The sequence below is a fragment of the Mycobacterium montefiorense genome (assembly GCF_025823255.1).
Classification (GTDB): Bacteria; Actinomycetota; Actinomycetes; order Mycobacteriales; family Mycobacteriaceae; genus Mycobacterium; species Mycobacterium montefiorense.
In genome coordinates, this window is the sequence record NZ_JACKVL010000017.1 from 683,027 (window position 1) to 709,462 (window position 26,436).

At 60.5% G+C, this 26,436-nt stretch carries 18 protein-coding genes and 4 pseudogenes; 10 read left to right on the forward strand and 12 right to left on the reverse strand.

Going from position 1 to position 26,436, the window contains the following annotated elements:
• Nucleotides 1-72 precede the first annotated feature (72 nt).
• Genes H7K34_RS23195 through H7K34_RS27000 form a run of 3 tightly spaced genes read left to right on the forward strand, consistent with a single transcriptional unit; the run spans nucleotide 73 to nucleotide 2,014 of the window.
• A complete protein-coding gene (locus tag H7K34_RS23195; protein ID WP_264064328.1) occupies nucleotides 73-1,023 on the forward strand; it encodes a cytochrome P450 in 951 nt (316 codons plus the stop codon).
• Entirely contained in the window at nucleotides 1,020-1,649 is a 630-nt protein-coding gene (locus H7K34_RS23200) for an isocyanide synthase family protein (RefSeq protein WP_264064329.1), read from the forward strand. The genes H7K34_RS23195 and H7K34_RS23200 overlap by 4 nt, the downstream gene beginning before the upstream one ends.
• A complete protein-coding gene (locus tag H7K34_RS27000; RefSeq protein WP_372510840.1) occupies nucleotides 1,577-2,014 on the forward strand; it encodes an L-tyrosine/L-tryptophan isonitrile synthase family protein in 438 nt (145 codons plus the stop codon). Before H7K34_RS23200 ends, H7K34_RS27000 begins: the two co-directional genes overlap by 73 nt.
• Nucleotides 2,015-2,022: 8 nt before the next feature.
• On the opposite strand, the pseudogene H7K34_RS23205 reads toward H7K34_RS27000, so the two are convergent.
• Nucleotides 2,023-3,580 (reverse strand): annotated as a pseudogene (locus tag H7K34_RS23205) (P-type ATPase); the annotation flags it as partial.
• 181 nt (nucleotides 3,581-3,761) lie between these two features.
• Nucleotides 3,762-4,406 carry a superoxide dismutase gene (locus tag H7K34_RS23210; protein WP_264064330.1) on the reverse strand — a complete coding sequence of 215 codons (645 nt, stop codon included), beginning with the start codon at nucleotides 4,404-4,406 and terminating at the stop codon, nucleotides 3,762-3,764.
• A 752-nt stretch (nucleotides 4,407-5,158) separates the two neighbouring features.
• Between H7K34_RS23210 and H7K34_RS23215 the strand changes: the two genes are divergently transcribed.
• The 3 genes from H7K34_RS23215 to H7K34_RS23225 all read left to right on the forward strand — a co-directional run bounded on the left by H7K34_RS23215 (nucleotide 5,159) and on the right by H7K34_RS23225 (nucleotide 7,578).
• Nucleotides 5,159-5,347 carry a hypothetical protein gene (locus tag H7K34_RS23215; protein ID WP_264064331.1) on the forward strand — a complete coding sequence of 63 codons (189 nt, stop codon included), beginning with the start codon at nucleotides 5,159-5,161 and terminating at the stop codon, nucleotides 5,345-5,347.
• A gap of 780 nt (nucleotides 5,348-6,127) precedes the next feature.
• Nucleotides 6,128-6,547: an FGGY family carbohydrate kinase gene (locus tag H7K34_RS23220; RefSeq protein ID WP_264064332.1), complete on the forward strand. Its 420-nt coding sequence runs from the start codon at nucleotides 6,128-6,130 to the stop codon at nucleotides 6,545-6,547.
• A 272-nt stretch (nucleotides 6,548-6,819) separates the two neighbouring features.
• On the forward strand, nucleotides 6,820-7,578 hold the full coding sequence (locus tag H7K34_RS23225; protein WP_264064333.1) for a xylulokinase: 759 nt from the start codon (nucleotides 6,820-6,822) through the stop codon (nucleotides 7,576-7,578).
• 31 nt (nucleotides 7,579-7,609) lie between these two features.
• Here H7K34_RS23225 and H7K34_RS23230 read toward each other — a convergent pair whose 3' ends face one another.
• Entirely contained in the window at nucleotides 7,610-8,275 is a 666-nt protein-coding gene (locus tag H7K34_RS23230; protein WP_264064334.1) for a GntR family transcriptional regulator, read from the reverse strand.
• 289 nt (nucleotides 8,276-8,564) lie between these two features.
• Between H7K34_RS23230 and ampC the strand changes: the two are divergent.
• A pseudogene (ampC, locus tag H7K34_RS27005) lies at nucleotides 8,565-9,675 on the forward strand (class C beta-lactamase).
• Between the two features lie 45 nt (nucleotides 9,676-9,720).
• Here the strand turns inward: ampC and H7K34_RS26830 are convergent.
• The 4 genes and pseudogenes from H7K34_RS26830 to H7K34_RS23270 form a co-directional block, all read right to left on the reverse strand.
• Nucleotides 9,721-10,891 (reverse strand): annotated as a pseudogene (locus H7K34_RS26830) (cysteine desulfurase family protein).
• 85 nt (nucleotides 10,892-10,976) lie between these two features.
• Nucleotides 10,977-11,411, reverse strand: coding sequence for a LuxE/PaaK family acyltransferase (locus H7K34_RS23260; RefSeq protein WP_264064339.1), 435 nt, complete (start codon nucleotides 11,409-11,411; stop codon nucleotides 10,977-10,979).
• On the reverse strand, nucleotides 11,308-12,081 hold the full coding sequence (locus H7K34_RS23265) for a LuxE/PaaK family acyltransferase (protein WP_264064341.1): 774 nt from the start codon (nucleotides 12,079-12,081) through the stop codon (nucleotides 11,308-11,310). The genes H7K34_RS23260 and H7K34_RS23265 overlap by 104 nt, the downstream gene beginning before the upstream one ends.
• A gap of 44 nt (nucleotides 12,082-12,125) precedes the next feature.
• Nucleotides 12,126-12,683, reverse strand: a complete 558-nt coding sequence (locus tag H7K34_RS23270; RefSeq protein WP_264064342.1) for a PPE family protein — start codon at nucleotides 12,681-12,683, stop codon at nucleotides 12,126-12,128.
• Nucleotides 12,684-13,385: 702 nt separating this feature from the next.
• Between H7K34_RS23270 and H7K34_RS23275 the strand changes: the two genes are divergently transcribed.
• Genes H7K34_RS23275 through H7K34_RS23285 form a run of 3 tightly spaced genes read left to right on the forward strand, consistent with a single transcriptional unit; the run spans nucleotide 13,386 to nucleotide 16,022 of the window.
• Complete coding sequence (locus tag H7K34_RS23275; protein WP_264064343.1) at nucleotides 13,386-14,348, forward strand: NAD(P)-dependent oxidoreductase; 963 nt, start codon at nucleotides 13,386-13,388, stop codon at nucleotides 14,346-14,348.
• Nucleotides 14,335-15,384, forward strand: coding sequence for an amidohydrolase family protein (locus H7K34_RS23280; RefSeq protein ID WP_264064344.1), 1,050 nt, complete (start codon nucleotides 14,335-14,337; stop codon nucleotides 15,382-15,384). Before H7K34_RS23275 ends, H7K34_RS23280 begins: the two co-directional genes overlap by 14 nt.
• Nucleotides 15,385-15,443: 59 nt before the next feature.
• Nucleotides 15,444-16,022 carry a NifU family protein gene (locus H7K34_RS23285; RefSeq protein ID WP_264064345.1) on the forward strand — a complete coding sequence of 193 codons (579 nt, stop codon included), beginning with the start codon at nucleotides 15,444-15,446 and terminating at the stop codon, nucleotides 16,020-16,022.
• Between the two features lie 791 nt (nucleotides 16,023-16,813).
• On the opposite strand, the pseudogene H7K34_RS27075 reads toward H7K34_RS23285, so the two are convergent.
• From H7K34_RS27075 to H7K34_RS23315, 5 genes and pseudogenes are all read right to left on the reverse strand, one after another.
• A pseudogene (locus tag H7K34_RS27075) lies at nucleotides 16,814-19,623 on the reverse strand (MMPL/RND family transporter); the annotation flags it as partial.
• Nucleotides 19,602-20,018: an MmpS family protein gene (locus H7K34_RS23300; RefSeq protein WP_264064349.1), complete on the reverse strand. Its 417-nt coding sequence runs from the start codon at nucleotides 20,016-20,018 to the stop codon at nucleotides 19,602-19,604. The pseudogene H7K34_RS27075 and the gene H7K34_RS23300, both read right to left, overlap by 22 nt.
• A gap of 90 nt (nucleotides 20,019-20,108) precedes the next feature.
• Nucleotides 20,109-21,824, reverse strand: a complete 1,716-nt coding sequence (locus tag H7K34_RS23305) for a fatty acyl-AMP ligase (RefSeq protein WP_264064350.1) — start codon at nucleotides 21,822-21,824, stop codon at nucleotides 20,109-20,111.
• A gap of 11 nt (nucleotides 21,825-21,835) precedes the next feature.
• Nucleotides 21,836-23,644, reverse strand: a complete 1,809-nt coding sequence (locus H7K34_RS23310; protein WP_264064351.1) for an aminotransferase class I/II-fold pyridoxal phosphate-dependent enzyme — start codon at nucleotides 23,642-23,644, stop codon at nucleotides 21,836-21,838.
• 425 nt (nucleotides 23,645-24,069) lie between these two features.
• Complete coding sequence (locus tag H7K34_RS23315; RefSeq protein WP_264064352.1) at nucleotides 24,070-26,415, reverse strand: beta-ketoacyl synthase N-terminal-like domain-containing protein; 2,346 nt, start codon at nucleotides 26,413-26,415, stop codon at nucleotides 24,070-24,072.
• Between the last annotated feature and the right edge of the window lie 21 nt (nucleotides 26,416-26,436).

Below are 26,436 nucleotides of genomic sequence, written 5' to 3' on the forward strand. Positions count from 1 at the left end.
ATCATGCCCGAACCACAGCATTCTGAGCTTCAGGCCCATCTCCTCCATGTCGATGGCGAGCGTCATCAGCGCATGCGTCACCTTGTCGCGGGAGCGCTGTCGTCGCGGCGTACCGAAGGTCTACGCACCGAGATACGGTCGGACATAGACGATCTCATCGACAACTTCCCAGACCCGGCGTCGGGCCCAGCAACGGTGGATCTGGTATCGGCTTTGGCTGCGCCACTATCGCTTCTGGCGCTGGCGCGGGCAATCGGATTGCCCCCGCAATTGCGCAACAAGTTCGATCGAGCATGGGGCTCGGTCGTCGCACCTGTCGGTCCGCGGCACCCGGATCGCGCAATCTACGAGAGGAGGCTGCACGAACTGCAGGACTATATCGCCGAGGTCGTCACGACCATTCGAGACTCCGGCGACGATCAAAGCATCTTGGCGAAGGTCATCGGCGCTAGCGACACCGGAAATATCACCGGCCACGAGCGCGATTCGATGATCTTCCAACTGCTTGTCGCCGGGCAAGATCCGGTATCCGCACAATTGCAACTGTGCCTGCTGGATCTGTTCGGCGTCCCGGGCCTGGCTGAGCGGTTGAGGACGCGACCAACAGACCTGGCTCGCGCGGTCGAGGAATTCCTGCGCCATGACAGCGCATTCTCACTGACCACCTGGCGTTTCCTCGATGCGCCGACAGATCTGTTCGGAACCCCCATTCCGGCTGGGGATTCGGTCATTGTCGCGCTCGGGGCCGCCAACCGGGACTCTCGGGTCTTTCCCGCTCCCGACGACATCGATATCGACCGAGAACCCAATCCGCACTTGGCATTCGGATTCGGACCGCATGCCTGCCCGGGGGCGGCGCTTGCCCGTATCGAATTGCGTGAAGCACTGCACGCGCTGCTGATTCGCCTACCCGACCTTGCCATCTCCGCGCAGCGCAACGAGTTGCGATGGTCAACCGCGCCCCTGACCCGAGCCGTCAGCTCGCTACCCGCCACCTATTCACAGAAGCTGGGCCGCCCATGACTGTTGCAAATCTGGCCGAATACCAGTTCTGCACGACCAAGGCCGCCGAACTGACCGAATCCATCATTGAGATCCTGGTCAGGTATCGGCGGGTGTTCGCTGGTGAAGACCTCGCCGAGCATGGTTCCGAGTCCCGCCAGGCCCCGGCATGGGTTAGCCTGCGGCCCCAATGGATACGGATTCTTGACTTCTTACTCGGCAATGAGCCCATCGAATTTGCGTTGCCCGCATTTCCCTGCAAGTCACCGAATCTGAACAAGGTGGCCGGAACACGTCCCGACGAAGGCGAGCGGCTGGCCCTGCGGACCCTCCAAAATCTATGTGATGAAATCGCAGCTATCTACGCTCCGGGCGCCCGGCTGACAATCTGCTCGGACGGGCATGTGTTCGCCGATATCGTCGGCGTCTGCGACGGCACTGTCACCGTTTACAAGGACGACCTCGCGAGGCTAATTCAGGACGAGAACCTCTGTAGCCTAAACACATTCGACTTGCAGGACATGTGGGGTACCGAGGAGATCGAAACAAGCGCTTGCGCCTCGAGCGGGGATGGATGGGCTCGGTTGAAGGCCTCCGCCGGCAAGCCCGGACCGATCGTGAGGTTGCGCGGGTCATCCGGGGAATGACCCGATTCCTCCGCGAAGATGCCGGGGACAGCACCGCGACCTCGTCGCAGCAACAGCGCGAAGCAACGCGACGTGCCTACCGGGTATTGGCGCGATCCAAGGCTTGGGGGGCGATCGTGCACAGCTACATGCCACGCGCAGTGCGGCTTTCGATCCACCCGCAGCCATTGGGCGCGGACAAGTTCGGGGTGAGTCTTATCCCTTCCGTAGAGCCCGACAGCGGATGGACCACGCCATGGCATGCGGTCGTCCTTTACGATCAGCGGGGCCGGCCGCGCTTGGTCAGACACGATTCCGCTCGCGCGGAAGGCCTTCCAGAAATGCGCGACGGCAGGATCTGGCATTATCGAGTGAACCCCGCTTGATGGCCGCGCTATCGTCGAAACCTTCGCAGGCGAGAGCGGCGATTCGCGGTGCCCAGTGCACTCCCGAAGTTGCACAGCCGCAGGCTGTTTAAGTCCACGAACAACGCCGAGAATGCCATCGCCGCGACCGCGGCCAGGGGGTTGAGTAATCCCGCGGCGGCGATCGGGATCGCGACGACGTGGTAGCCCACAGCCCAAAACACGCGCAGCTGCGTTATGACATCTTCGATGGACTCGGGCGCAACGTCGGCAATAACCTCGTCGAATCCGCGGTGGTCAGCCTGGCGGGCTAGGGATGGAGCCTTGCGGGCGGTCACCAGGACAGTTCGGATGCCGCGGTTGTGGACCGTCGGATCGCACGGTTCACCGTCGACTTCGACGAACACCAGGGTGTCGGCGACACGGCCGGTTTGCATCGATTGATAGCGCTTGAAGAAGATTCCGAGCTGGGCCCCGCGGCTCGAGGCGAGTGTCATCGCAGTCGGGGTCGCTAGTTGCAACGCGCATGGACATGCTACGACGAGCACGGCGATTGCAGCCGAGAATGCCCGCGTGAGTTCATTTTCGGTGAATAGCCATTCGACGGCTGTCAGGGCCGCCACGGCTAAGGCAAAGGCAACGAACACCGAGCCGATGCGGTCGGCGAATCGTTGTGCGTCGGGTTGCTGGGTCTGCGCCTGCTCGGCCATGCGGACGATGTCGGTGAATTCGGCGTCCTCGCCTGGCCCAGCGGCTTCGACGACCAACCTGCCTTCGAGCACCGCGGTGCCGCCGATTACTTGTGCGCCGGGATCGACACGGATCGGGTCGGCTTCGTCAATCTGGGCGCTGGCGTGCACGGTGGCCGACCCGTCAACAACCAGGCCGTCTACGGCGACCGTCTGCCCGGGGCGTACTAGAAAGCGTTGTTGCTCTTTGAGTTCGACGACAGGGATCACGATCTCAGACCCGTCCGGCCCCACGACGCCAACATCCTTGACACGCTGCGCGACCAGGGCCCGCAGAGCGCTTCCTGCCTTCGCCTTGGCGCGCGCCTGGAAATAGCGTTGGGCCAGCACGACAACGGTTACACCCGCGGCAACCTCGAAATAGATGGCGTCGCTTGACAGCAACGCCTGCCATGCAGTCTTAGCCTCCACAGGCCGCTGATCACCGAAGACAAAAACGGTGTATGCCGAGCAGATCGTGGCGGCGGTGATAGCCACCGCGGCTAGCGTTTCCATCGAACTATTACGTTGGCGCGCATTGCGAATCGCAACGCGGTGGATCGGCCATGCCGCCCAAGTTACGATCGGGAAGATAAGCGCGGTCAAAACCCTTTGCCACCCGGTGAATCGGGTGTGAGGCTCCGCGGTACATCACGGCCAGGTCGGCCAGGGGCAGGAAGAGAAGGGCGGCAACGGCCAACCGGATCAGCAGAGGCCTCGCGTGGGCCGCGTCGGGATCTCTATCATCCTGGGTATCAAGAGTGCTACCTAGTTTGGCTTGATAGCCCCCCTGGTGCGGCGCTTGGCGGGCTGCCGCATTCACAGTCGCCACAGTGATATTCACCTCCAGGTAGTGCGTCTCGACGCAAGGTGACGAAGTAATCGCGTGCCATGACCGCGTGACGAATCACGATCTACGATGCAATCTCGCACCATCAGGCATGGAGTTCAGTCATACATCTTGTTTTGAATTCAATGTGATCGGTGACCCGTAGCGGGTTGTGGATGCCTGGTAAGTAGATCGCGTATGCACCGTCGGCTCAACCCAATTCACTCATCACAGCGCAGCTGACGACACCGAGGGTTCGGCCGGCTCGGGCCGCGTCGAACCGGGCACTGACGTCAGCCCAGTCCACCAGTGACCACAACTGCTGGACGTAGTCATTGCCGTTCCGGTATTGCATATGAAAGGCATGCTCCCAGGCGTCGAATACGAGCAATGGAGCGCTGGTTATGTTCAGGTTGAAGTGGTGGTCGTGAATTTGGTGTATCACGAGACGCTGCCCGATCGGATCCCAAGCCAGCGCGCCCCAGCCTGAACCCTGAACGGTGGTCGTGACGGATGTCATCTCTGCACGGAAGCCATCGAATCCGCCGAAGAATTCGCCGATCGCCGCACCCAGTTCCCCGTCGGGCTCACCGCCGCCATCGGGCGAAAGATTGCGCCAGAACATCGAATGCAAGCCATGCCCGGCGAGAAAGAAGGTCAAGGTGCGCTCCAAACCAGGTAGAGTCTCGAGATCGCCGCTGGCCCGAACTTCTGCGAGCTGCGCGGCGGTCGCATTCGCACCTTTCACATAGGCCGCGTGGTGCGCGCCGTGATGGAGCTCCATGATCTGTCTGCTAAGAACTGGTTCAAGCGCTGCGTAATCGTAGGTCAGGTCCGGCAACCGATATCCCGGCATACTGTTACCTCTCGTTTGCTTCGATGGTGCAACCCGACTGTAGCTCAGAAGTTTGGCGTTCCGAACTATTTTATTAGGCTGCTGAAAGTTATCTGGTCGTGGCAGGTTGCCATGCCCCGTGCCAGGTCAGACAAGGCGGACGACGTCCCGGCCTCAAGACCAATTCATGGCTACGGCGCCGTCCCGGGCACGAGACACATTCGGCGGAAGTGCCGCGCGGGAACGGGCTCACTGAATCCATCGGCGATTAATCAGCTGGTAGCAGACGCTACCGGCAGCCACCGGTTTCCCGTGAGTTGATCGAGTTGTACGCACGCTACCTTCGCTTGAATATCGGTGGATGCCGGCGCAGGGCTAACCACGACCGGCGAGATCACCACCAACGCAGCAATATTCACGATGCAAATCCTCATACCGGCCTCCTCTCGCCCCGTTCTCAAGTCGACCCAAGTACGCGGCCTACTTACATAGAAGATCGATGCACGTCCGACACTTCGGCATATATGAATATGTTGATTATATATTTCGTATGAAACCCGGCAACCAGGGGTCCCCGTCATTCGGATTCGAAAGCTAGGCCTACCCGGCGCCCTGCGATCGCGACCCACGCCCGGGACGTGCATCAACACGTGGGCGGCGGCCTCGCCGGCACTAGGCAATCAACTCCGCGATCTTGGTCCGACCTCCGTCGACAGTGTCCAAACATCATAACGTATGGATATTATACGCTTAGTCAAGTATCTGAACATCATATGAGTCTGGCATTCGAGAGCTACCAGCATGGGGTACTGGCGCGCGATGGCGCAGGCATGCATGGCCACCTGAACATTGCCGCGAGCACGACAACATGGATCAGCACGCATCGTGTCTTCAAACAGCAACTGAACTGCCGGGAAGATCGAAAGAGCCAGCGCGGCAACAGCTACGAGGGCACGCCATGACGACGCCAGCGGGCCGAGTTACCGCCCAGGTCGTGCTACGGCGCGCCGACGCGAACCCACACTACAAGCGCGCAATCATGTCGGCTCAATACGACCGCGCGACTAGACTGCGCGCCAAGGCAATGGATCCGTGCAGAACTTCCACAGGCCCCACGGCTGCCGGCGCCGAATAGCGCGGACCACAGCACGAGCAGGCGGATCGAATTGATCGAGCAGGTCGCCACCCCCGGGCGCGACCGTGCCATTTCTGTACGATGCCCTGACTTCTTTGATCAATCGATGCGAAGCAGTGATCGCGCTGGTCGTCCGCCATAAAGACCGGCAGCTGGAAATACTGACGCGAGACCTCGACGAGGTGATGGATAGTGTTGCCCTCGTCGCGACCAGGCTGGATGGTGCCAGGAATCCCGCTGAAGCAATCAAACGTGGCGTAACTGACGTGTGGCAGGAGCTCACCCGATTGCGCGACAGGTACGACAGGTACGCCAGGCCCAAGACTGGGTCATGGCGGATGACGCCCAGATCACAGATGCCCCAACCACTTACGCCCGCGATGACAATGCGCCCAACCCCGTGCTCTCGAATTTCGACGAGATCTTGACGCACCTTCGAACACCCGTGCAGCCCCACGCACTTCACGACTGGGAAACCTCTCGAGTGCATCTGCGGCCAGAGGATCCTATTGCGCAATTGATTAGGTTCGTCACCTCCCGGGGACAGCTAAACGATCAGTGGTTCAATGGGATTCATGCATATCAACGCAGCGATTGACTAGCACCCGTGGCGAGCGATTGCCTGATCGGCATTGATATCGGGACCAGCGTGGTAAAGGCGATCCTGATCGATAGTGCGGGGAGGCGCCTTGCCGGCTTCACACAGCCTGTGCCGATCTCGCGGCCGTTGCCCGGCTGCGCCGAACAGGATCCCGCCGATTGGATGACAGGTCTGGTCGGGGCGCTGACTGAGTTCACATCCCGGCATGATTTGTCGCGGCTCGGTGCGATCGGCATCAGCTCGCAGGCGAATACGCACGTCTTTGTCGATTCAGGTGGCAATGCACTCGTGCCCGCAATCACCTGGCAGGACACCCGCTGCGCACCAGACGCCGCCGAGCTCGCCGGTCAGATCGGTGCGGCACAGAGCGCCGCTTGGCTGGGCCGACCTGTCCCAATCGATGCCAGTCACGCGTTGTCACGATGACGCACATGGCGCGAGTTCATCCCGACATCTACGCGACGGCTCGATATATGTTGTTGCCCAAGGATTATTGCGTAATGCAGTTGACAGGGGCGGTCGTCTCCGACGCGATCTCTGCTGTGCGGTTAGCGGGGCCCGGCGGCTATGTCGACGAATTCCTCGAGCTAGTACCACGGTCGCGAGAGTTGCTACCGCCGCTAGCCGGCCTTGAGCATATCGCCGGGCGGGTACGCGCAGGGATGCCCTGCGCTGGAACGCCTGTAGTAGGCGGCACGATGGACGCGTGGGCCGGAATGGTTGGTTCGGGGGTGGTTGGCCACGGCGACATGATGTATCAGAGCGGAACCAGCGAGATCGTAGGCATCATCTCGACGGAAGAAAAGCCGACGCCTGGGGTTGTCGTGTTTCCTCCATACCAGGACATCGTGCTGCATGCGGCGCCGACGCAATCCGGTGGAGCTGCGCTGCTGTGGCTTAGCGAAATCCTGGGTAAGTCACTTGACCAATTGTCTGCGCTGACAGCTCAATGCGATCGTCTAGAGGCCGTGCCTCTGTTCTTGCCACATTTACAGGGGGAGCGGGCTCCGATCTGGGACACGACATCGCGGGGCGTGTTCGCCCGCATCAATTCCCAGACGGGCGCGCCCGAAATGGCGCGCAGCGTCGCGGAGGGGGTCGCCTTCTCGGCACGGTGGGCACTAGAGGCGGTGCAGAGCTCGTCCGGTCAAGTCGTTTCACAGGCCAATATCACCGGCGGGGGCGCGAAGTCGGACATTTGGTGTCAGATTCGTGCAGACGCGTTAGGCATCGTGCTGGAGCGGATGAGGGTGCCGGAGGCAGCGGCGCTGGGGGCTGCAATGCTCGCCGGGGTGGGCATCCAGATGGTAGGTAGCCTGCGCGACGCGGCTGAGCGATTCGTCAGACCGGAACGCACTTTCGAGCCAACAACGGCTTATCGAGGCTATTACGACGAGAAGTTCGCGCACTTTACGGCACTTTACGAGACACTGCGCCCATTCAATGCTCGATACTGAAAGGCGCTGCGGCACAGCGATGTCAGTGCGCTCAGCCGAACGACCGCAACAACACGTTCGGGGTCTGGTCCAAGTGCTTTGTCGTCAAGCGACCCGCGTAGTCGCTATCGCCGACGCGCACTGCGTCGATCAGGGCACGGTGGCCGCAATTAGATTGCGACATATGGTCAGGATGGGATCGCAACGCGGTTGCGATGGCCATCATCGATCTATTCCGAAGCGACTCGACTAAGTCAAACAACACCGGCCAAGCCTCGCGGAGCGGTTCGGCCAGACGAGCGTGGAAGTCTCGATTCAATGCCGCCCAATTCACCACGTCCGACTCCACTTCCATCTGAGTGGCCAGCTTGGCTGCCAGAGCGCACGCCACGACCCGGTCCTCTTCTTCTAGATTGGCGACTTCTGCCATCGCCCGGGATTCGAGGAGGGACCGCAGTGCGTAGGTCTCTGCCATCTCGGCGGCGGTGAACGCGTGAACCCGCGCACCTTTGTGCGGATCGATGTCAATCAGACCGCTGGCAGCGAGGTCACGTAGTGCCTCTCGCACCGGGGTGACGCTGACGCCGACTCTGCGCGCCAGATCCGCAAGAGTGAGGCGGCTACCAGGCGCAATCTCGCCGCGCAGAATCAAATTTCGTACCAAGTCACGCGCGACATCGACACCGGTTTGTCGGCTTGCGGTGCTGATGCCGCTCATTGTCGGCCCATCCCTTCTCTCGCCCCTCACTAACAGTTCATATGGTAGTGGAATTCGCATATGATCTTATACTTACGCGTAAGCAACTTCTGGTTGTTTGAACCACAACTCGTGGCACAACATCCCAAAGGCCTGTCGACGACACTGCGCCCCGAACATGCACAACGTACTGAAATCAACACGGCTACTGCGCAAGACACCTGCGGGCTTGCGCAGCGAAGGATACCAATTGAGAACGATCACAAAAGCGATCACGACGGTCTCCGTGACGATCGCATGCGTAGTTGGCATGGTTGCTAGTCCTGCTGCCGGAAGTCCCGACCTAGTCGCGACAACGGTGGATGGTGCCTTTCGACCGCTGATGGCGCGGTACGACGTCCCCGGTATCGCGGTCGCAGTGACGGTCGATGGCAAACATCGGTATTTTAGCTATGGAGTCGCTGCCAAAGACGGCGGCGCCCCCGTGCGCCCGGAGTCGCTGTTTGAGATCGGCTCGCTCAGCAAGACATTCACCGCCACCCTAGTGTCCTACGCGCTGGCCTTGGGCCGGATCTCGCTCGACGATCACCCTGGGAAGTACATGCCGAATCTATTGGGCAGCGCTGTTGATCAAGCCAGCCTCCTGCACTTGGGCACCTATACCGTCGGAGGGCTACCGCTGCAATTCCCGGCTGAAGTGACCAACGACGCACAGATGCAGAGCTACTTCCAGCAGTGGAGGCCAGACGCGCCCCCCCGGGCAGCAGCGGCGCTATTCGAACCCCAGTATCGCTCTACTCGGCTACCTCACCGCGATCGCGATGAACAAAAGCTTTACCGATCTGGTCCAAGGTGATATCTTGCCCGGACTCGGACTCACCGACACATACATCGAGGTGCCGCAGACACGGATGCAGGACTACGCCTGGGGCTACAGCGCCGACGACGAACCGGTTCGGGTTGCCCCAGGCGTATTGTCCGCCGAAGCGTACGGAGTCAAGAGCTCCGCGGCGGATATGCTCCGTTTCGTCGAAGCCAACATCTCGCCCAACAGTCTTGCGGAACCGTTTGGCGGGGCCGTATCAGGAACTCATGTCGGCTATTTCGACGTCAACGGCATGGTCCAGGGGCTGGGCTGGGAGCAATATCACTACCCGGTCAGTCTCGATGCGCTTCTCGCCGGCAACTCCGACCCCATGGCTATGCAACCCAACCCGCTATCACCGATCATGTCGCCCACCAAGTCGGGACCGACGCTATTCAACAAGACCGGGTCAACCGACGGCTTCGGCGCCTACGTCGCGTTTGTACCCGAAAAGCGGATCGGCATTGTCATGCTGGCCAACAAGAACGTCCCCAACGCCGCACGTGTGAGTGCTGCTTATACCGTATTACAAGTACTTTCGGCTCAGCATGCGTAGTGACTCACCATCTTCGACGATGTCAAAGAGCGGCCACACCGCGACTCACAGCAGCAGCGCAGACCGGATGCCTGCGACGCCGCGCAGTCGCTCCACAGCTTGTGCTGTTACCGACACAACACGATCGATGTCATCGTCAGAGATCTCGGGGCCCAACGAGTAGCGGATGGTCGATCGGGCATCCTGCTGGCTGAGGCCCATCGCCGTAAGCACCTGCGATCCCGCCTCGGCGTCGCCGACCGACGCTGTCGAGACGTAAATGTGCCGCATGTCAAGCTCTTCGGCGAGAGCCTCGCCGCACACCCAATCGAATCGCACGCTGACTATCTCTTCGAGCATCGGCCCGGAGGCGTTGAGGTGAACGCCGCCCAGGCGGAGCAGACCCGCAACTAGCTGTTCACGGCGCGCGCGGACAGCGGCACGGGCCGTCGGCGATGTGCGCGCCAGACACACTTCGGCGGCCGCGGCCATTCCCATTGCTCCCGAGAGATTCTCGGTACCCGCTCGCCGTCGATCTTCCTCTGGGCCGCCTCGTATCAATGGCAATATTCGATGCCCAGGACCGACCGCAAGCGCACCGATACCACGGGCCCGCCTAACTTGTGCGCGGCCACGGAGATCAGTGGGGCACCTGCAGCGAGAGCCACCAGGTCGAGCTTTCCCGCAGTTTGTACTGCATCACAGTGGAAGGCAACCCGATTGAACGCCGCCAAGGCCGCGATCTCGGCAACCGGCTGAATCGCCCCCGTGTGATTGTTCGCATGCATGACCGAGACGAGGACCGTATCGGGACGCAGTGCCGCCGCGATGGCCGATGCCTCGACGTGCCCGGACCGGGTAGGGTTGACGACTGTTATATCAATACCGAATTCTGCTAGAGCGTAAGCATTTTCGAGGACAGATGGATGCTCAATAGCGGTCGTTACGAGATGGCCCGAGAATCGATGCGCCGCGAAAGTCCCCACAGGGCCATCGCGTTGGCTTCGGTGCCACCGGAAGTCAGTACCACCTCGCTAACAGCTACCCCGAGTAGCTGGGCAATAGATTGCCGAGCGTGTTCTAACGCCGCCGCGGCAGCGCGACCAACGCCGTGACGGCTCGCTGGATGCCCGGCCAGGGATGCACCGACGCCCGCGGCGTGAGCCGCGGCCGGGTGTAGGGGTGCCGTCGCCGCGTAGTCGAGATACACCCCATCAGCAGGATCGGTGGCTGGAATCGACCCACGGACGACACCAGCGAGCGGAGATGAAATTATCATCTTGACGCCAAGCACCGGTATCCAACGGTTGATCGAAGCATCGCTACGCCCATCCGTTCGCTATCGCTGCAGTGCCAGCATTGCCGTGCCCGCGTTCAGCCGCCCGATAAGGTCGTCGCACGGTCAGTGTTTGTCCGGTACGACCGCACGGGCAATCGCTTTCGTCTACCTCACCGATGTCGTCCGAAAGCAGGAAGCCGGGATAAGCGGTATTCAAGGCGTCGAGGATGGCGATCATCCCGGTACGCGCGGGGTCGAGTTCGACTGCGGGATTGGAACTGTCGCGAATCGAGGCGTAGCACCAAGGGGGAACATGCTTGCGCTGGTAATCACATTCGATGGCAACCATCGTTGATTCGGTCATGCTATACACGTCACGGATTCCACAGCGCCCGACTCCGAGGATTCGCTGGGCCTCGGCGTCGAACTCGTCGCGGGTGCCGAGATACCGAGTGTATTGGTGCCGTCCGCCAAACATGATAATTAGTGACCGTGAGCCCGAGATTCATTCGAATCGACTCCAGTTCTAATACCTTTATGAGCCGAGTGATGGCGAGCGGCGTCCCGATGATATGCCGGGCTTTCGCCCCTTCCCAGCTGCGCAACTGCGTCAGCGCCTCGCCAATGTCAAAGGGGCGGTTGTGCGTAGCATAGCTGTAGTCGTCTAGCGTGCAGGTGAGCAGATCGAACACTTTAGGCATGCGAAAACCGGCGTCGTCTGATTTCGATGAGTACAGAAAAAGCCCGGTGCCGTTGGATAATTCGAAGAAGTCACGAAAACAGCCCAGTGTGCCCACCGAGGCGCGGGTAACGGTCATCGCGTCACGACGCGAGACTGAAGGAACACCACTGGATCCTGCCGAACGAACTTCAATTTCGATATCTGCCGCCTTGGCGGTCAAGATTTGCTGTCCGGCACCCTGTTTGAAAACCACTGCAGGCAGAAGAGGGATCCGGTGCAAGTCGTTGTAGCCGATGATGTCATGCGGGCATACCCGAACGGCGTCGCATTGGGCCCGGTACAAGTCGTTTCTTTCGTAGTGAAATACGAATGCCGCTTGAACCGCATTGGTGAGTGATTGTCTCCATTCTGTGCGAGTTGTCCGCAGCGCCTCGCCCGGCATGCCCAGCATCGTGTTCAGATCCACCGACATCTCCTGGGACGGGACCAATCGCGTTCCCGGGTACCACATCAGGACTCATCTCTGCGGCCCAACGGGTCAACTCGTGGTGGCGAATCGGAATCGGCCGCCAACGCGCGTGCCGGCTTCAGTGTCGAAGTTGTCGACTGGTTACTGGAGTCGTTGCTCCTCATCTGCAAATCCCGCGCCCACATCCCGGCGTACACCCCTTCGATGCAGGAGATCGCCGCAGCGTTTTGACCGAAGAAGTTCGTTTCCACCAGTGATGCCAACATCTGTCGGTTCGCGGCCATGGCAGCTGGAAGTAGAGCTCCGGTCTGCGTAGCTTCAAACACCGATGCTGTGAGGCGTGCATCTTGCGCGGACCGCAAAGCCTGGGATGCGGCCAGTTTCAACAAGTCCAGACACGACTCCGCTGCCGCACGCAGCGCCGTGGAAATGGACGTCGACTCTGGATCAGACCACGATCCACTCCCCAGCGCGAGCGAGATTACCGCTTCAAACGACGAAGCCGAGGTCCCGAGCTCAGCGGCGAGATCTTCCCAGGCCGCCGCGGCCATAAACAGCGGTTCTGTCGCCGGAACAGCAAACATGCCGGCGGATTTCATGTCCGGCGACGGTGAAACGCAATCAGCCATCGTTTCTCCTAATCAGTCAAGCTATTTCTAGCGACGCTCGACAACGCTGTCTTCGGCTTCATCTTCGACCGGCGGCATACCAACACGGGCCAGCCGCACATCATTGCAAGTCGAACCTGCCCATAGCTGCTGCAAGAAATGGCGATGGGGCCACAAGGGCCACGGAATAGTTCTTCAGGTCAACCGATTAGACGACAAGCGCAGCACGCTACGCCGCTGGGCAACATCGATGTTGCAGATCTTGCCGAGTAGCTATGCCGCGGCCGGCAGACGTCGGGTCGGCTGCACCTTCTGTTGGCAAAACCAGGCCGTTGATCGGAATCTAGCTCCAGGCTTGCCCCCCCTCTTCCGATCATATACGTTTGGTTTGATTATATACATAAATCTGATTGGTCGGTGGACGCGTGAAGGTTGTTCGGTTGTCCTGCCCGTCGAGCGCGCCGCCGGCAATCGCGATCGATACGGTGCGCGGGACGCATCGATGACCCGGGTAACCATGGATTTACCTATTTTCCGCGCCTGCCAGCTGCTTGGGATGTGCCGACGTCTGGCCATGATGCGTCCGGCTGAGCTGGTGCGCGCCGCGGCGCCGCGCACTGGGGCGATGCGCCGGACTGGCGCCGGAATCGCCGCAGCCTCCCGCCCAGTCGCTGCACGCAATCAGAAGGCATCATGACAATCGCAGAGTCGCAACGCCTTTCCACAACGGTCATCGGCCTCGGGCCGCTCGGCATCCCGATTGCCCTTCACATCCTCGGCTCCCAACATCAGCTTGTCGGTGGTGTGGACATCGACCCCTGCAGAACGGCGATGGCCGATGCTGTCGGTATTCCGATCGCGGGCACTGTCGCCGAGGCAGCCAATGCGGCCCGCCTTGCTATTACGGTGTTGCCGAGCGTCGAGTCGCTCAACGCGGTGTGCGCGCAGCTGACGCATTGCCGCGACGGGCAGACGCGTTACCTGGTTGATCTGAGCACACTTCCTGCTGACGCCAAGGCCCAAGCCGCAGCCACTTTGCGCACAGTCGGCATCACGTTGCTCGACTGCCCGGTCATCGGCACCAGCGCTCAAGCCTATGGACGTGACGTTGTTGTGTGTGCCTCTGGGCCCAAACCCGCAGTTGAAGCGGTCAAGTGTGTGCTCGACACGTTCAGCAAACGAGTCGAGTATGTGGGCGAACTGGGGGCGGGCGCCAATATGAAGGTAGTTGCCAATCATCTTGTCACCGTGCATAACGCCGCGACAGCCGAGGCGATCAACCTGGCTCAACGACTCGGTATCGATCCAGAAATGGCAGTCGACATATTGTCCGGGACGGGTGCGGGCTCGCGCCAGCTGGAACTGCGCGGGCCGATGATGGCATCGGGTACGTACAAGCCCATGACCGCGACTGTCGCCACGTTCGTCAAAGATGCCGACCTCATCAGCGAACTCGCCTGTTCAGCTAATTCTCCTGCACCCCTTCTAAATACGGCTGCTGATCTCTATCGGACCGCAAAGGCCACGGGATTTGGCGGTCTTGACAGCAGTGCAATACACGCCGTTTACGCCGGGCTGTCCAGGCGAGACGCGCGCCCAATGTACATCAGCGATCCCCAGCCAAGACGGGAGGGGATTGCGCATGCTCAACAATGATGTCTTCGTTTTCGACAACGTCGTGCACATGTACGACCTGTCCGACGGCAACCTGATTCACGCCAGCTCGGCCATAGACCGCCAGGGACACCTCACAATTGGCTCGCGCATGCGTCGCGAGAACGACAGCTCGCGTAGCAAGACACCGAGCAACCCCGGAGTCGGACACGGATACGATCGCCGATGGTCGGTGGACGACATGGCTCAGGTGGTGTTCGCCGACGGAGTCACCGACATGGCGATGGCTCAGGCCGTAGTTCTCTACGACGTGTACAAAGACGGATTCGCCCCAGTGCGGGCCCAATACGAGTTCGCGAAAGCGTACCCCGAAAAAGTTCTGTTTTGCGGTGGTGTGGATCCGTTGTATTTGGTCGGGAATCGCAGCGTGGGTGACGCCATGACCCACCAAGTTGTCGAGCTGGGCGCTCGATCGTTCAAGTTCTACAACGGTCACCTCGACAACTCATGGCGTTGCGACGACCGCGAAGTAGCCTACCCCATGTACGAGAAGGCACAAGCGCTGGGCATCAAGGTACTGCAATTCCATAAGGGCTTTCCGATCACGCGAGCACCGCTGGAATCACTGCGCCCCCTCGACATCGAGCGCGCTGCCCTGGACTTCCCCGATTTGGTCTTTGCAATACATCACCTCGCATTGCCGTACTTCGAGGAGTGCGTGTACATGGCTGCGCGCCATGCCAATATCGTGCTCGTCTTGTCCGGGACGATGCATCTGCCATTCGTCGCACCGTGGGATTTCAAGACCTATATCGGTCGGCTGCTGCGCGATGTGGGCTCCGATCGTGTGCTGTGGGGATCAGAGGCCCCGCTAACCGGGCCACCACGACCGGCCATCGAGTGGTTTTGGAACATGGACATCGACGAAGAGTTGCAAGACAGGCATGGTTATCCGGCCATCAGCGACAACGACAAACGAAACATTCTCGGACTCAATCAGGCGCGGCTCTTCGGCGTGGATCCCCAAGTCATCATCGACTCCACGCGCCATGGCGTGACGGGCGGCGATGCGACATGACAACGCAGACTCCCGACCATCGCACCGCCGGCCCGCTGACGCGGTCGAATGTTGCCGCGGTGGTCGATTCCCAGATTCGGCCACTGCTGCACATCCACGGTGGGGACCTCGAAGTGCTGTCGGTGTCCGATCAGGGAGTTGTTCGCCTCTGCTTCCACGCAGCTTGCCGCGCGTGCCCACTCAAAATGGTCACCTACGCGATCTCTATTCGCCAACGCCTGATGGAGATCCCGGGGGTCACCGACGTAGTGATGGACGACGTCCGGTTGTCGAGGACAGCGATCGCACGCGTTGAGGCCGCCTATCGCGATCACCCGCTCGATCTCAGGTCCTATGCCAATGATCGGTCACCAACTGAGCCTGATAGTGAACCCAAAGGAGAAAGCATGATGTCATTTGTGTCAGCACCTGGAAGCATGGCGATCGCAGCTATCGCGCTTGCCCTACAACGGATTAAAGCCACGGTTGCCTCAGGATCGGCGGCGGCTTCCGCCGTGCCGCGGCTGACTAAATCCGCCTTGGCAGACTCACTCGGCGTAGTCGCATATCAACTCGGCACGTTTGTCCGCGCCGACGACTACTCGGCCGTTGCGCTCGGCACAACGGCAACCTCGGCGGGACAATTCCGTCGCGGCTGACGCGTACCAAAGAAGTTGTTACGCTTAATATCTCGTCGCCCGCGACCGAGGGTCTTATAGTCGAATCAGCGGATGATCGCCGTGTTGTCATTGATACGAAATACCCCACCCTGTGGGGTATTTCGGGGTCACGCGCGTTCGCGGCGTCCTGAGTGAATCTGCCGGTGGTCGCGTCAAAATGCAGATGGTGATACACGGTTTGTCCGCCGCTGTATGGGGACGGAAATGCGATGAACTTGATCTCGAACCGCGGGTCGGCTAACGAGCCTTCGGTCACCACGAACACGCCATGGAAGTCCACGCCGGCCGATCGAATCCAGTACGTACCGTTGTCGTACAGGTAAAGGTCCGGGGTTGAAAGGAAGTCCTTGCAGTGGGACACCTCATAGGTCAGCGACAGCTTCTTGAGGGGTTTGCCGAACTCTACTCGCATGGGAAAGCCTCCACTGATCGCATCTGACTAGGGTCCAGCCCGGCCAACGTCTGCGAGGGCACCGTTGAGCGGCCAATCACGTTCTATTCCGCAGGTGGAACGAATCGTTGGCTGCATCCCTCACTCCCGCGGTTACCGAGTCCTTTTGCCTCGGTGGGATAACCGCGATATGCCGAACGCGATTGCCCAGCGCGCGAAGTTTCGTGAGTGCCTTACCCACCAGAGTCGGCTCTTGTTCGCGAGGCGCCTCCACGATAGGAATCGGCATCGTCGACACGAGCTGCCATGCGGGCACAGGCACAGGCACAGGCACAGGCGGTGCCGGTACCGGCTCGGCCGGCGCAGCGGCCTACTTACCCATCTTCATCGGCCACCAGAACCAACGACCCAACCATGCCGCGATCGACGGAGTCATCAGAGCCCGAACCACGAAGGTATCGAACAGCAGGCCGAGGAAGATCACAGTACCCACCTGCCCGATGGCCTTCAAGTCGCTCGCGATCATCGAACCCATCGTGAGGGCAAACACCAGGCCCGCGGCGGTGACTACCTTGCCGGAGGCACCGACCCCACGGATGATCGCGGTGTTCAGCCCGCCCTGAAGTTCTTCCTTTATCCGCGACACCAGCAGCAGGTTGTAATCAGATCCCACCGCCAACAATGCGATGACCGTGAACGGCATCACCATCCAGTGCAACGGAAGGCCAATGATGTGCTGCCAGAGCAGAACTGACAGGTCGAATGACGAGCCCAGCGAAATTGCGATGGTGCCGAAGATCACGCTTGCAGCGACAACCGAGCGTGTGATGACCAGCATGATGATCAAGATGAGGCTCAATGACGCAATCACAGCGATCATGAGATCGTATTTCACCGCTTCGCCGATGTCGTGATAGGACGCTGCGGTGCCTCCGAGATACACAGAGGCGCCGGCCAGCGGCGTACCCTTGATCGCGTTCTGTGCTGTTTCGAGTTCAGCGGTCGTCGTCGCTAGGGCCGCGTTGCTGGCCGGATCCCCCTTGTGAGTGATGATTATTTGTGCCGTTTTGCCATCAGGCGACAGGAACTGTTTCATCCCCTTCTTGAAGTCTTCATTGTTGAACGCCTCGGGAGGCAGATAGAAGAGGTCGGCATTCTTGGCTTCGTCGAACACCATTCCCATCACGCTGGCGGTGTCGGCCATACGACCCATCTGGTCGACCATGCTGCTGTAGCTGCTGTACATGGTCGACATCGTGTCCCTGATCGTCTTGGCCACCGAGATCAACGGCGGCATCTGGTCGTTGATCTTGGATAGGTACGCGTCGATCTGAGCGAAGTGGTCGTTCATCACCGTCATGTTGTCGTTCAGCTGGTCGACTTTGTCGACCGAATCAAACAACGACCGTATGCCCCAACACAACGGAATATCGAAGCAGTGCTTCTCCCAGTAGAAGTAGCTACGTATCGGGCGGAACGTATCGTCGAAGTCGGCGAATTCGTCACGCATGTCCGTGGTATTCGATTGCATAACCCGGGTATCTCGCAGCGCGACATGGTTGGTCTGGGTGAGTTTGGCCATGCTCTTCCGTATTCGCCCCATGATCGCGATCATCTCGCTGGTGTCGCCGATCATCTTGTGCAGATCCTTCATACGATCTTTCAAGTACTGCAGGTTCTCGTTGATCGGAATCGATTGCATACTGACCTGGAAGGGCACTGAGCTGTGTTCGATTGGTGAGCCCAGCGGCCGAGTAATCGTCTGTACTTTGTCAATTCCTTTGAGCTTAAATATGTTTCGAGCAATCTTATCGAGAACCAGCATGTTGGCCGGCGTCCGCAGATCGTGGTCTGCGTGGATCAAAAATATGTCAGGATTCATCCTCGCCCGGGAGAAGTGCTTTTCGGAGGCTTCGAGACCCTGAATTGCCGCGAGCCGGTCAGGAACGTAATAGCGCTCGTTGTAGCTTACGGAGTAGGACGGAAGGACCGCTAAGCCGACCAACGCGACCACGCATGTCGCCGCGATAATCGGCACAGGCCAGCGCACGGTAGCTGTGCCGATTCGGCGCCAGCTTCTTGTCGAGAGCGGCCGTTTGGCCTCCATCAGGCCGAATCGCGTGGCTACCAACAACATTGCGGGGGTTATCGTGAGCGCGCCCGCTACTACGACGAGCATTCCGATAAAGCAAGGGACGCCGAGTGTTTGAAGATAAGGAATCTGGTGAAGCTCAAACACAGGGTCGCACCCGCGACCGTCAAACCGGATCCCAGGACGACGTGCGAGACGCTGCGATAGGTGGTGTAGTAGGCGGCCATACGATCTTGCCCGCCTGCCCGCGCTTCTTGATAACGGCCAAGGAAGAAGATCACGTAGTCGGTGCCCGCGGCGATCGCCAGCGAGGTGATCAGACTCACGGCAAATACCGAGAGGCCGAACAGGTGGTAATGGCCCAATAGAGCGACCACACCACGGGATGCACCGAGTTCGATGACGACGACCAACAGGATGAGCAACACGGTGCTGATGGAGCGGTAAATCAGTAGCAGGACCAAGGTGATGACCGCCATGGTGATCACGGTCATCTTGGTCAGGCTTTGATCACCGGCGTTGTTCATGTCGGCCGTCAGGGCCGCCTGTCCGGTTACATAGACTTTCGGGCCGGCGGGCGGCGGGTCGTGGTCGACGATGTCGCGGACCGCCTGCACGGAGTTCTTCCCTATGGTGGTGCCTTGATCGCCTACCAGATTCAGTTGCAGGTAGGCCGATTTCATGTCGGAACTTTGCGCGCCGCCTGCGGTGATGCGATCGCCCCAGAAGTCTTGGACATGTTCGACATGGGCGGCATCGCGCTGCAGCCGGCTCACCAAACCTCGGTAGTACTCGTGCGCGTCATTCGCTAGCGGCGTATCGCTCTCGAGCAACACCATCGCGATGCTGTCGGAGTTGAACTGGTGGAACAGGGAGCCCTGGCGTTTGAGCGCCTTATAGGACTGTGATGCCGTGGATGCCAACGACACCGAGTTGTCCTTACCGACCGCTTCTAGTTGCGGGACGAAGACGTTGAGTGCCGCAGTCAGCGCGAACCAGGCCAAGATGATCAGTATCGGGTAACGGCGGACGAAGTGTGCGCAACGCGTGGGCCTCGAAGACGGACTATGCATTGTTAAGCTGCTTTCACCAGACAGAAGGTTTGGGCATCGCGATTGTGAGCGGTTTGTTCGTCACGGACAACGCCATCGACAATGATTCGGCAGCCGATGCTGTCGCGATCTCCTTGTGCGACAACGTTGGCGAATACCGACGGCAGTGTTGTGGTGATGGTGAATCTCCACGGCAGTTCGTTGAACTCCCCGCGCTGCGGTTGGGCGTGCTCGTCGAGGTAATTGACCTCACCGTGTGTCGCCGGCGGCCCGAAGACCTCATACACCACATCTTTGGGGACGGTATTTCGCGAATCATCCTTGGTGTCGATGACAGTGTTGATGTTGTGTGAGCCAAAGATTCCATGGAGCCGGAAGACGGCGAATCCAGATAGCGCGATCACCGCCACGGCAGCCAATGGCAGCCAGGCGGATTTCATTGCGGCAAGAATCTTCTTAGCCTCCTTTCGTATCGCCGGATCGGGTCTCAACGCGAAAGTGTTTGATGCCCTTGAGGTATAGCGCGCATATCAACCGCCGGCGGTACCGGTATGAGCGTGCGTGCGGGTGGCGACGGCGACATCCTCGAGTGCATCGGTTAGGTACAGGTCTCGTGTCCGCGATCGTTGCACCTTGCCCGAGGAGGTCTTAGGTAGCTGACCGGGCTCTAGCAACACCAGCTCATCGATTGCCAGTCGGGTCTGGCTATAGACGGCGCGCCGCACCTGTTGGTGATGATTGTCGCCGAGGGCAACACCTTCGGCGACCACCACGACCTTTTCAGTGACGTCACTGGGGACCGAGAAGGCGACGACGTTTCCTTTGCGGATCCCAGGCACGTCGGCCGCGGCCCATTCAACGTGGTGCGGGTCGTAGTTGCGGCCGTTGACGATGAGGATGTCTTTTTTGCGGCCCGTGACGTATAGGTCGCCGTCGACGACGAAGCCGCGGTCACCGGTGACCAGCCAGCGATCGTCCCGAAACGTTGCGCGGGTGGCTGCTTCGTCGTGGTAGTAGCCGGCCGCCAACGAGGGTCCGCGAAATTCCACGTCACCGACGCGACCTGGGGGCAGGTCGATTCCTTGATCGTCGGTGATCCGTATCGAGTGTCCCTCGAACACCTTGCCGCAGTTGACAAACGATAGTGTCTTTTCGTCGCCGACCGGTGACTTGATCTCGCCGTCGGCGTGGTAAGCGTCCGCTCCGACCTTCAGCGCTGTGAATCGACGATCAAGGCGGTCGAACGTGACTGCCAGCGTCGCCTCGGCCATTCCGTACGCCGGCATGATTGATTCGAGTGGTAAACCATATGGGGCGAATGTATCGATGAACAGATCCAATGTCTCGGCGTTGATCGGCTCAGCGCCGCAGCCGAACGCACGCATGCTAGACAAGTCCCAAGCTCGCCCCCGCGGCTTTGCCCTTTTTGCCACCAAGGCGTACGCGAAATTCGGCGCGAACGAAAGCGTGGCCCGTTTGCGGGAAATGACGTCGAGCCAAACACCGGGATCCCGCAGGAAGGAAAGTGTCGGCAGGAACGTGACCTCAACCGAAAAGAGCAGCGGGGCAAGCACTTTACCGATCAGACCCGTGTCGTGATACAGCGGCAGCCAGCTGACAGCATGGTCGCGATCAGTGCAGCCCAGCGCTGAAACAAAGGCTCCGGCGTTGGTCCACAACGATTTATCCTTGACGACCACGGCTTTGGGCCTGCCGGTACTGCCGCTGGTGAACTGCAGGAACACCGGTTGGTCGGATCCACGCACCACCGGTTCCAGTAGGTCTTCGCCGACATCCAACGCGTCAGCGTGAGCCACCGGCTTGTGCTGTTTCTGGAATCTCTCACCGAGACCCAGGGCATCGTCGAGCCACTGCGGGATGATGAGACCATCGACGCTCGCCGCATCCATCAGGCCGCAGATGTAGTCCAGGTAGGCCTGTTGACTGCCCAAGCCCACTGGCGGGTACAGCGGGACCGGGACCGCGCCAGCCCACACGGCGGCGAGAAAGCTGGTCACGAATTCTTGAGCATCCGGCACGATCAGAGCCACGAGATTGCCCTGGCGAACTCCTCGGGCGCGCAGCGCGGCAGCCGCGCGTGCGACCGACTCTTTCAGCTGGGTGAAGGAGACAAATGTGTCGGTGTCACATCGATCGCCGCTGACGAACGTGAATCCGCGCCAGTTGCGTTCGGCATTGCGTTGTAGAGCTTGGACAAGCGACACCGGAGCAGAAGAACCAGACATGTCTTTTCCTTTCAGAGGATCGCGCAATCGGCCAGATTCCGGTATTCACGGGCGAGTATGTCCACCGTCCTGTCCATCTGCTCGTGCTCGTGCTTCGCGGTTACGAAAAAGCGAAGGCGCGCTTGGTCGTTCGGGACCGCCGGGTACATGATTGGGTCCACATTTATTCCCGCGTCGCGCAGCCGGGACGCCAGCGACAAGCACAGCATCGAATCTCCCACGACGAATGGAATGATCGGTGTGTCCTTGCTCTTTTCGAACTCCAATCCATGGGTGGAAAACAGTGACCGCATGTAATCGCCGTTAGCGTGCAGAGCACGGATCCGCTCTGGCTCGGCCCCTAGAATTTCGATCGCCGAGAGTGCGGCAGCGGCTGAGGCCGGCGGCAGACCGCAGCTGTAGATGAAGCCCGGCAAGCTGTACTTGAAATATTCGATGAGTTCACTTGAGCCGGCCAGGTAGCCGCCGCAACTAGACAAGGATTTCGAGAGAGTCCCCATCCAGATGTCGACCTGCGACCGGTCCACATTGAAGTGCTCGCCGACTCCACCGCCTTTCGATCCGAGCACGCCGACCGAATGCGCTTCATCAACCATCAACATTGCGTCATGTTCCTTGGCGACCTCGATAAATGCCGGTAGATCGGCGATGTCGCCGTCCATGCTGTAGATGCCTTCGATAACCACCAGGGCTCGGCGGTATCGGCCGCGCACGTTGGTCAGCAATTCGCGTAGGTGCGCGGGGTCGTTGTGCCGAAACGGCCGCCGGCTCGCGCCGGAGAGCTGGCAGCCTTGCATGATGCTGTCGTGGGCCAGCGCATCGGGCAGCACGATGTCCTGCTCGCCGAGTAGGTGACCAATGGCCGTCACGTTGGTCGAATGGCCGCCCACCAAGGTCACGGCATCCTCGACATGGAGCAAAGCGGCAATCGCACCTTCCAGCTCCCGGTGCACCGGCTTTTCGCCCGACAGCAGTCGGCTCGCGGAAACCGAGGTGCCGTAACGGGCGATGGACTCCTGGGCACGGCGGGTAACCCTCAGGTCGCCCGACAAGCCCAGGTAGTTATAGCTGGAATAGTTGATCAGCACTCGCCTGCCAATCTGCGTGGTGTCATTGACGACGCGTTCGTGCACGGTGTAGTAGGGGTTGCGAAGTCCGGCGTCGTCAGCTGCCTGGAGGCGTTCGCTAAGCGCATGCCATTCCGGGAAGTCTTTGATACCACGTTCAGCAGCAACGGGTTTGCGGTCCAGCTCGGTAGCGTTGCACTCAATCGGCCGCTGATCGGAATCATCCATTGCGCGGTGGCGCCCAGTCACCGAGCTGAGCACCGGTTGCACGGTTAGCTCCGCGGGATTGACATTCTGCACTTCAAGGTCCGGATAGCGGCTACGCAAGCGGTTGAACAAGTGGGCCATCATCAGTGAGTCGAACCCAAGATCACCCACCAGGAGTTGGTCGGGTTTCAGGTGATTGACGCTATAGGCGCCGACCTCGGCAATGTGGGCCAGGACTGCGTCTGTTTGCCGTGATGCCACGCCTTTGTCACTCTCGGCGGCAACCGCCGCCGAGGAGGCGACGGGCTGCGCTGCGGCACCATCGATTTGCGGTGATGATGCGGCGACAAGCTCGGCAGCTTCGTCCTCGTTGCGGCCGAGCATCATCGAGACGAGGGCGGTCTGTTCTCGCCACAAAGCGACAAGTTCGTCCATGACGGGGTCCTTCCTGTCGTCGTGGTGGTCGACGGTGTCGTCCGATTCGCGTGTTTCGATGACCGGCTCGCCGAGTCGCGCGTCACACGGCGCGTCGACTCCGCTGGGCACGGGCAGAACCGGTATCGACCGGGTTTGTGTGTTAGCTCTATATCTGAACTTCCACAACGGTTTAACGGGATACTGTCGGGCGGATAGCAATGCGCCGCGACGCTTGTGGTGGCACGGTAGCGCGACGGGTACGCCAAGTGCGTGGGGGTGCGCTCGAATATGGTTTGCGGAGCGCCCGGCGTCAGACCCGAAGTCACCGGACGCGATCAGATTCTGACGCCGTGCTCCCGCGTCCCGGGCGAGATTCAATAGCGTTGACCCGGTGCCAATCTCGATGAATACCGTGTTATCGATGTCGAGCGTGGCAAGGGCGGCGGCAAACCTGACCGGAAGTAGCGCATGCTGCCGCCATGCGGCGCGCAGATCCTCGGCACCTTCATACTGCCGCGCAAAGAGGCAGGAGATGAACGGCAGCTTCGGATCAGCTAGCGCCAGGTATCGACGTGCGCGGCGATTTGAAGGTTCGCACCTTCGATCAACGGGCTGTGGAAGGCGTGTGAAACGTCCAATTCTTTGTACGCCAAGTCGGCATTGGCCAGCCTCTCGGCGGCCCGGGCAATCCCTTGGATAGTGCCAGCCACCACCGTTTGCCGGGGCGAGTTCACATTGGCGATCCACGCCGACGATTCGTTACCCAGCAAGGTACGCACCGTATGCTCATCGGCTCTGCACGCCAACATGCTCCCGCCAGGTATCTCGGTGTCGGCGATTGCTTCGCCGCGCCTGGCGGCGAAGCGGACCGCGTCCTCGGGCGCCAAGACACCGGCGACCGCCGCGGCGGAAAACTCTCCGACACTGTGGCCCAACACCACGTCCGGACTGACTCCTGCCGACCGTAGCTGGCACGCCACCGCAAGCTGACTCACCAGCAACGCCGGTTGGCAGACCTCGGTCGCTGCCAATGCGACCGACGACTGATCGCACGGCTGGGCCGGATACATCGCCTCCAGCAAGCCGGGGCTATCTGCGGCAGCTTCCAGGTATTCGATGGATCGAATTAGGCCGGCATCGTAAGACAGCAAAGTCGCTGCGTCGCTGACCTTTTGTGAACCCTGGCCCGGAAACAGAAAGCACAGCTTGCGGGCATTGCCATCGGCCGGCTTGTCGTCCCGGTACCAGATGCCGTCGCCGATCTCGACGTCGGCAAGTTGGCCCCCGTCCATGGCAACTAGCGCGGCGTCAAGCTGGCGGCGTAGTTCCGCGGTGGAAGAGGACACGATCAACAACTCGGCGCCACGGTCGGCTCGTCGCGCCAATGTGGTGGCGACCCCGCCTAGGTCCAATCCGGGATCCGAATCCAGGTCGTCGAGTAGGGACCTACACCGGAACGCGATCACGTCGCGGTGTTGTCCACGCAGCGTGATGATCCAGCTCGACGGTGCGTTCTCCTCCGCCGGCTCGGCTTCGGCAGCCTGAAGAATCACGTGAACGTCCGTGCCGCCAAAGCCGAACGCGCTGACGCCCGCCACGTGCGGCCGGGTCACCTGTGGTAATGGCCTAGGCTCGCGCGCGATCGAGATACCCCGCTCGGACAGTCGCAGATCGGGCCGTTCTTCCGTCAGATGGGGATGTGGCGGAACAAGGCCGTTGCGCAATACCAGGACCGCTTTGATGAATCCTGCGATTCCGGCGGCCGACATCGCGTGTCCGACATTGGCTTTCGCACTGCCAAGAAACCGCGGCAGCGTGTCCCTCGGGGGCAGACACGCACCCAAAGACTCGACTTCCACCGCGTCGCCAACCACCGTGGCGGTCCCGTGCGCTTCGATGTAGTCGACATCAGCTGGCGATAGCCCGGAATCGGCAAGAGCGGATTCGATGGCCGCGCGTTGGCCGTCAACCTGTGGCGCCATCGCTCCGGCTCCCCCGCCGTCGCTGGTACACCCAATGCCCCGTAGCCAGGCCAAAACCTCGCTGTCGTCAGGAATCGCATCTTCGCGCGTCATGACCACCACGCCGACACCTTCGCCGAGCACAAAGCCGTCGGCATTGGCGTCGAAAGGCGCACACAGGCCTGACCTGGACACCGCGCCGATCTTGGAGAATAGAACCAACCCATCGGGCACCAGGTTGAGGTGCACGCCAGCAACAATCGCGATTTCGCACTGTCCAGCACGAAGTGCCAGCACTGCGTTGTAGAGGGCTACCAATGATGAAGCGCACGCGGCGTCGACTGCCATTGACGGACCGCGCAGGTTGAAGCTGCGACTGATGGCCGCCGGGGCCATATTCAACAGTGAGCCGGGCATCGTGAACGTCCGCACCGGCGGCACGGCAGAGGCGAGCTCTCCTAGATCACCGTCGCTGCGCGCCCCGAACGCACCTGCCGCGAACTGGGTTGCCCGTAACGGAGCTGCCATCACCTCACGGAAGTCGCTGGTAGAGATTCCCACGTAGACGCCGACCACGCTGTCGGCGAGCCTCTGCGCATCTAAACCCGCGTCGTCCAGCGCTTCTCGGGCCGCTGTCAACAAGATTCGATGCTGTGGGTCCATTACCTCGGCCTGGCGAGGCGAAATCCCGAAACCGAGCGCGTCAAACCCATCGATGTCGCCGACCGTGGCCATTACATCGCTGTAGGCGCAGTTCGGTGTGCGACCCTCCGGGTCGAAGAACGGCCGATGGTCCCAGCGCTCCTTCGGTACCTTTCCGAAGGCGGTTTCTGTGGACAGCAACATGTCCCAAAACGATTTGACGTCAGCGGCTCCGGGGAATTTTGCGGCCATTCCCACCACAGCCAACCGCTGGCGATCCTGAGAATCTCGAGTCATCTATCCCCTATTCGTGTTCTA